Origin of the sequence: Serratia sp. J2 (assembly GCF_046269175.1) — a bacterium.
Taxonomy (GTDB): Bacteria; Pseudomonadota; Gammaproteobacteria; order Enterobacterales; family Enterobacteriaceae; genus Chania; species Chania fonticola_C.
Map to the genome: position 1 here is coordinate 107,406 of NZ_JBKABN010000020.1, position 6,450 is coordinate 113,855.

The window sequence follows — 6,450 nt, forward strand, 5'->3', positions numbered from 1 at the left end:
CCGCCGATGGCGGGTTTTGAGAAAAAGAGATGGAGCGACTTAAGCCTGATTGGCAGGAGTCACTTTACTGGCTAGGAACTCTTGTTCATAAGCCAGCGACTTTTTACGATCGAACTGATGTTCCCATTTGGCAATCACCAAGACCGCCAGCGCATTGCCTACCACGTTCAGAGCCGTACGCGCCATATCGAGGATGCGGTCAACGCCGGCGATAAACGCCAAACCTTCCAGCGGAATACCCACGCTGCCCAAGGTCGCCAGCAGCACCACAAAGGAGACACCTGGCACACCGGCAATCCCTTTTGAGGTCACCATCAGCGTCAGAACCAGAATGATCTCTTGCCCCAGCGACAGCTCAATACCGTATAGTTGTGCAATAAAGATGGCGGCAATACTCTGGTACAACGTAGAACCGTCCAGATTGAAAGAGTATCCGGTAGGCACCACGAAGCTGGTGATGGATTTTGGCGCTCCGTAGGCCTCCATCTTTTCGATAATGCGCGGCAACACGGTTTCCGAACTGGCCGTTGAGTAAGCCAGGATCAGCTCTTCTTTCAAGATGCGGATCAACGTCCAGATACGCAGGTTACACAGCCGCGCAACGGCCCCCAGAACTACCAAACCAAAAAAGGCGATGGCGAAGTAAACCAGCACCACCAGCTTGGCCAACGGCAAGAGCGAAGCAAAACCGAAGTTGGCTACCGTGACCGAGATCAGGCCAAACACCCCGACCGGGGCGTAACGCATGATCATGTGGGTCACTTTGAACATGCTCTCAGCCACCGCTTTGAACACCTTCAGCAACGGCTCTTTGGTCTCTTTCGGCAAGGAAGACAGCCCCAGCCCAAACAGCACCGAGAAGAAGATGATCGGCAACATGTCGCCTTTGACCATGGACGAGAACACGTTAGAAGGAATTAACGAAAGGATGGTGGCCACCAGGCTATGTGAGCCGCTTTGCACCTGTTCCGTCGTTTTTTCATACTGTGAGATATCGACCGCGGTCAGCGCCGACATGTCAATGCCGTGCCCGGGTTGAAAAACATTAGCCAATGTCACACCCACGACGATCGCGATGGTGGTGATCACTTCAAAATAGATAATGGTTTTCAATCCAATACGGCCCAGCTTTTTGGTATCGCCAATACCGGCAATACCGACGATCAGCGTGGAAATAACAATAGGCACCACGATCATTTTGATCAAACGAATAAAGATATCACCGGCGGGGCTCAATATATTACTGACCATCCACTCACGCGACTCTGTTTGATTATGCAGCACTGCGCCCAGGATAATACCCAATACCAACGCGATCAGGATTTGCCAGGCCAGGCTGATTTTTACATTTTTCATACCCAAAAAGTCCTCAAAGACTCCGTACCAACGTGTTAAACACACCTAGGTTCCGGAAGGAATACTTAATCATTTATTACAGGCTTATGTTTGTGAATCTCTGCGCCAACTGCCCTTGGTGTAACGCAGTATGAATCTGTACCATCTGAAGGCGGGCTTCTGCAAGCCTTGTTTCATCTCGATTTTGTCCGTTTCTCCAGCAAAAAAACAACAAACAAAAAATGAATCGCAACATAATTGCTTGTTCTAAAAAACATAATTTTAGCTTGAGCGGAACAATAACCGATGGGATCGGACGATTTTTAATCCAAATAAAAGTGCGTGATTTGTCATTGCATTTGCATATTTAGTCTAAAAATATGTTTCTGTATTGTTAACAAAAGGTTTTGCAAAAGAAAATAAAGTCCTCACGTGCCCCCCCTTTAACAGCTGAGACAACGCTCAATATAATTCATGCAACTAATGAATGGCAACAAAACAATTCATAAAACTTATTGTTTGTACCTTCAAAAAACCAACATAATAACGGCAGTAAAAAATAACCCGTCGACATATTGCAGCTAACAATTACGCTGAGTATTTATAGCAGTTATTAATAGGTTCTGATTCGCTGTAAAATATAACCTCGGCCTTATTGTTTCCTGCATCCTCAAGCCGATGCCTCACGCTTAATGTTTTTAGTTATCTAAAAACTTTTTTAACAGAAATACGCCCATTACCGTCTTTTCACCGTCAACCAAACAGTTACACAACACAATTACGACAGTAACTATTACAAATCAACATCTTCGTTGCGTGATCTGCCGCCCAAAAAAGAAACAAAGCGTCATGGCAAACTATACTTAACCATCAGTTGACATATCATTAACAATTCTAAGGAGAAAAACCATGAGCCAACTGCACAAACACGCCATTCCTTCTGCAATTGCAGATCGTGCCCTGATCAATCCGGAGCAATACCAGCAGTATTATCAACAATCTGTACAAGACCCAGCGGCATTCTGGGGCGAGCACGGCAAGATCCTCGATTGGATCAAGCCCTATACCTCAGTGAAGAACACTTCTTTCGATCCTGGTCATATCAGCATCCGCTGGTTTGAAGACGGCACCCTTAACCTGGCGGCGAACTGTCTGGACCGCCACTTGGCCGAACGCGGCGATCAAACCGCCATCATCTGGGAAGGCGACGATCCGACCCAATCGGCCAAGGTCACCTACAAGCAACTGCATCACGATGTCTGCCAGTTCGCCAACGTGCTGAAAAAGCTCGGGGTGAAAAAAGGTGATGTGGTGGCCATCTATATGCCAATGGTGCCTGAGGCCGCCGTCGCCATGCTGGCCTGTGCCCGCATTGGTGCGGTGCACTCGGTGATCTTTGGGGGCTTTTCCCCAGAAGCCGTTGCTGGCCGTATTATCGATTCCAACTCCAAACTGGTGATCACCGCTGATGAAGGGCTGCGTGCAGGCCGCGCGGTACCGCTGAAAAAGAACGTCGATGATGCACTGAAGAACCCAGGGGTGAAAAGCGTCAACAACGTGGTGGTCTTCCGACGCACCGGTAAGCCGGGCTACTGGCAAGAAGGGCGCGATCTCTGGTGGCATGAGCTGACCGAAGGCGTCTCTGCCGACTGCCCACCGGAAGAGATGAACGCGGAAGATCCGCTGTTTATCCTCTATACCTCCGGCTCAACCGGCAAACCGAAAGGCGTGGTACATACCACCGGAGGCTATCTGGTTTACGCCGCGCTGACCTTCAAATACGTCTTCGATTACCACGATGGCGACGTCTATTGGTGCACCGCCGACGTGGGCTGGGTTACCGGTCATAGCTACCTGTTATATGGCCCATTGGCCTGCGGTGCCATTACGCTGATGTTTGAAGGCGTGCCGAACTACCCAGGCGTAAACCGTCTGTCACAGGTAGTGGATAAGCATCAGGTCAATATCCTGTATACCGCACCAACGGCAATCCGCGCCCTGATGGCCGAAGGCGACAAAGCAATCGAAGGCACCAAACGCGATTCGCTGCGCATTATGGGTTCCGTGGGTGAGCCCATCAACCCAGAGGCCTGGGAGTGGTATTACAACAAGATTGGTAACGCAAAATGCCCGATCGTTGATACCTGGTGGCAAACCGAAACCGGTGGCTTCATGATCACCCCGTTACCAGGTGCTACCGAGCTGAAGGCTGGCTCCGCCACTCGCCCATTCTTTGGCGTGCAACCGGCATTGGTCGACAATATGGGCACACCGCAGGAAGGCGCCTGCGAAGGCAACCTGGTGATCACCGATTCTTGGCCGGGCCAGGCTCGAACTCTGTACGGTGACCATGACCGCTTCGAGCAAACCTACTTCTCTACCTTTAAAGGCATGTACTTCAGCGGTGACGGCGCACGCCGTGACGAAGATGGCTATTACTGGATCACGGGCCGCGTCGATGACGTGCTGAACGTTTCCGGCCACCGTCTGGGCACCGCCGAAATTGAATCCGCATTGGTATCCCACCCCAAAATTGCCGAGGCCGCGGTGGTGGGTATTCCGCATAACATCAAGGGCCAGGCGATTTATGCCTATATCACCCTGAATCATGGGGAAGAGCCAACGCCGGAACTGTATGCCGAAGTGCGCAACTGGGTGCGTAAGGAAATTGGGCCAATCGCCACGCCAGATGTTCTCCATTGGACCGACTCTTTACCAAAAACGCGGTCTGGCAAAATTATGCGGCGTATTCTGCGCAAAATTGCCGCCGGTGATACCAGCAACCTGGGGGATACCTCAACGCTGGCGGATCCGGCTGTAGTCGAAAAGCTGTTGGAAGAGAAACAATCAATGAAAGTTCCATCCTAATCCGCGCTGCCTCCGGCCGTTCGTCTGCCATGCGCAGCTGAACGGCCTGTATACCTGAAAGCTTTCAACTGCAGTAAAGCCGATCCCAGACATTTGGCTGGGATGGGCCAAGGTGGCCCGCAGAGCGCCAATTTGCCAGTTGGAAGGGTATCGCGTGGCGTACTTGTTCAATACCTATTGGAGAAACTCGGATGAATGAAGATATTTATCAAAGGATTGAAGAAAACCCGCGCTTTCAGGAGCTGGTGCAAAAGCGCAGCCGTTTCGCCTGGCTCCTGTCACTGATCACACTCGCGCTGTACGTCGGCTTTATCTTACTGATCGCCTTCGATCCTCAGTGGCTGGGAACTCCACTCGGCCCCGGATTAACCATTACCCGTGGGATCCCGGTTGGCGTGGGATTGATCGTGATTTCTTTCGTGTTAACCGGGATCTACGTTTACCGTGCCAACGGTGAATTTGATCGCCTGAATGCTGAAATCCTGCGCGAGGTGAAGCAATGAAGCGCCTACTTTCAGCTGCCACACTTTTGGCCCTGCCAGGCCTAAGCCATGCCGATGCCATTGGAGGTGCCGTACAGCGCCAACCGTTGAACATCCAGGCTATCATCATGTTCCTGCTGTTCGTCGGTGCCACCCTTTACATCACCTACTGGGCTTCCAAACGTACGCGCTCTCGTCAGGATTACTACACCGCTGGCGGGCGCATCACCGGGTTGCAAAACGGCCTGGCTATCGCTGGCGACTTTATGTCTGCAGCATCGTTCCTCGGTATCTCCGCGCTGGTCTATACCTCCGGCTATGATGGGCTGATTTATTCCATCGGCTTCCTGATTGGCTGGCCAATCATATTGTTTCTGATTGCCGAGCGGCTACGTAACCTTGGCCGATATACCTTCGCCGACGTGGCCTCTTACCGTCTGAAACAGAAGCCGATCCGCTCACTTTCAGCCTGTGGTTCCCTGGTGGTGGTAGCGCTGTATCTGATCGCCCAGATGGTGGGCGCGGGCAAATTGATCCAGCTGCTATTCGGCCTCAATTATCACGTCGCCGTTGTCTTGGTCGGTATATTGATGGTGCTGTATGTCCTGTTCGGTGGCATGCTGGCTACCACCTGGGTGCAAATCATCAAGGCTGTGCTGCTGTTGGCCGGTGCCAGCTTTATGGCGCTGATGGTCATGAAATCCGTCAACTTTGACTTCAATACCCTGTTTGCCGAAGCCGTGAAGGTGCATCCGAAAGGGCTTGCCATTATGAGCCCGGGCGGACTGGTCTCCGACCCTATATCCGCCCTCTCCCTGGGTCTGGCATTGATGTTCGGTACAGCCGGCTTGCCACATATCCTGATGCGTTTCTTCACCGTTAGCGATGCCAAAGAAGCGCGTAAGAGCGTGTTCTATGCCACCGGCTTTATCGGTTACTTCTATATCCTGACCTTTATTATCGGTTTCGGTGCAATCCTGCTGGTCAGTGCCAATCCGGCCTTCAAGGATGCCAGTGGGGCATTGCTGGGCGGTAATAACATGGCGGCGGTGCATTTGGCTAACGCGGTGGGGGGTAACTTCTTCCTTGGCTTTATCTCTGCGGTGGCCTTTGCCACGATCCTGGCGGTAGTTGCCGGGCTAACCTTGGCGGGTGCTTCTGCGGTTTCTCACGATCTCTATGCCTGTGTCATCAAGAATGGCAAAGCGACCGAGCGTGATGAGCTGAAAGTTTCCAAAATCACCGTGGTGTTGCTCGGGGTGGTGGCTATCGCGCTGGGGATCCTGTTTGAGAAGCAGAACATCGCCTTTATGGTGGGACTGGCATTCTCCATTGCGGCCAGCTGTAACTTCCCAATCATCATTCTTTCCATGTACTGGTCACGCCTGACCACGCGCGGGGCAATGATCGGCGGGTGGCTTGGTCTGTTAACCGCAGTGATCCTGATGATCCTGGGCCCGACTATTTGGGTGCAGATCCTCGGCCATGCCAAACCGATTTACCCTTACGAATATCCGGCGCTGTTCTCTATGTTGGTCGCCTTTATCGGCACCTGGTTCTTCTCTGTGACCGACAATTCGTTGGTTGGGCAGCAAGAACGCGTGAAATTCCGTTCCCAGTTTGTACGTTCACAAACCGGGCTGGGGATTTCGCAGGGGAGTGCACACTAAGGTGTTGATTTGGGCTGAGGTCGACTCGGCCCTTCTGCAAAGAGTTAGCCTGCTGGGTCTTCCGGCAGGTTAATTTGTCAGATCGAGTCATACTT

General features: G+C 51.9%; 4 protein-coding genes. 3 read left to right on the forward strand and 1 reads right to left on the reverse strand.

The window, feature by feature from the left end; all coding sequences use genetic code 11:
* Positions 1 to 39: 39 nt before the first annotated feature.
* A complete protein-coding gene (gltP, locus tag ACKWMY_RS19785) occupies positions 40 to 1,356 on the reverse strand; it encodes a glutamate/aspartate:proton symporter GltP (RefSeq protein WP_024531058.1) in 1,317 nt (438 codons plus the stop codon).
* Positions 1,357 to 2,244: 888 nt separating this feature from the next.
* Here gltP and acs point away from each other — a divergent pair.
* The 3 genes from acs to actP all read left to right on the forward strand — a co-directional run bounded on the left by acs (position 2,245) and on the right by actP (position 6,355).
* Positions 2,245 to 4,203 carry an acetate--CoA ligase gene (acs, locus tag ACKWMY_RS19790; protein ID WP_409486872.1) on the forward strand — a complete coding sequence of 653 codons (1,959 nt, stop codon included), beginning with the start codon at positions 2,245 to 2,247 and terminating at the stop codon, positions 4,201 to 4,203.
* A 191-nt stretch (positions 4,204 to 4,394) separates the two neighbouring features.
* Positions 4,395 to 4,706 (forward strand): DUF485 domain-containing protein, encoded by a 312-nt coding sequence (locus ACKWMY_RS19795; protein ID WP_021182245.1) that lies wholly within the window; start codon positions 4,395 to 4,397, stop codon positions 4,704 to 4,706.
* Positions 4,703 to 6,355, forward strand: a complete 1,653-nt coding sequence (gene actP, locus ACKWMY_RS19800; RefSeq protein ID WP_024531056.1) for a cation/acetate symporter ActP — start codon at positions 4,703 to 4,705, stop codon at positions 6,353 to 6,355. Before ACKWMY_RS19795 ends, actP begins: the two co-directional genes overlap by 4 nt.
* The last annotated feature ends 95 nt before the right edge of the window (positions 6,356 to 6,450 follow it).

Bases quoted from the DNA above. Each gene is read 5' to 3' on its own strand.
- ACKWMY_RS19795 (WP_021182245.1), top strand. From the start codon at position 4,395: ATGAATGAAGATATTTATCAAAGGATTGAAGAAAACCCGCGCTTTCAG.
- actP (WP_024531056.1), top strand. From the start codon at position 4,703: ATGAAGCGCCTACTTTCAGCTGCCACACTTTTGGCCCTGCCAGGCCTA.
- gltP (WP_024531058.1), bottom strand. From the start codon at position 1,356: ATGAAAAATGTAAAAATCAGCCTGGCCTGGCAAATCCTGATCGCGTTG.
- acs (WP_409486872.1), top strand. From the start codon at position 2,245: ATGAGCCAACTGCACAAACACGCCATTCCTTCTGCAATTGCAGATCGT.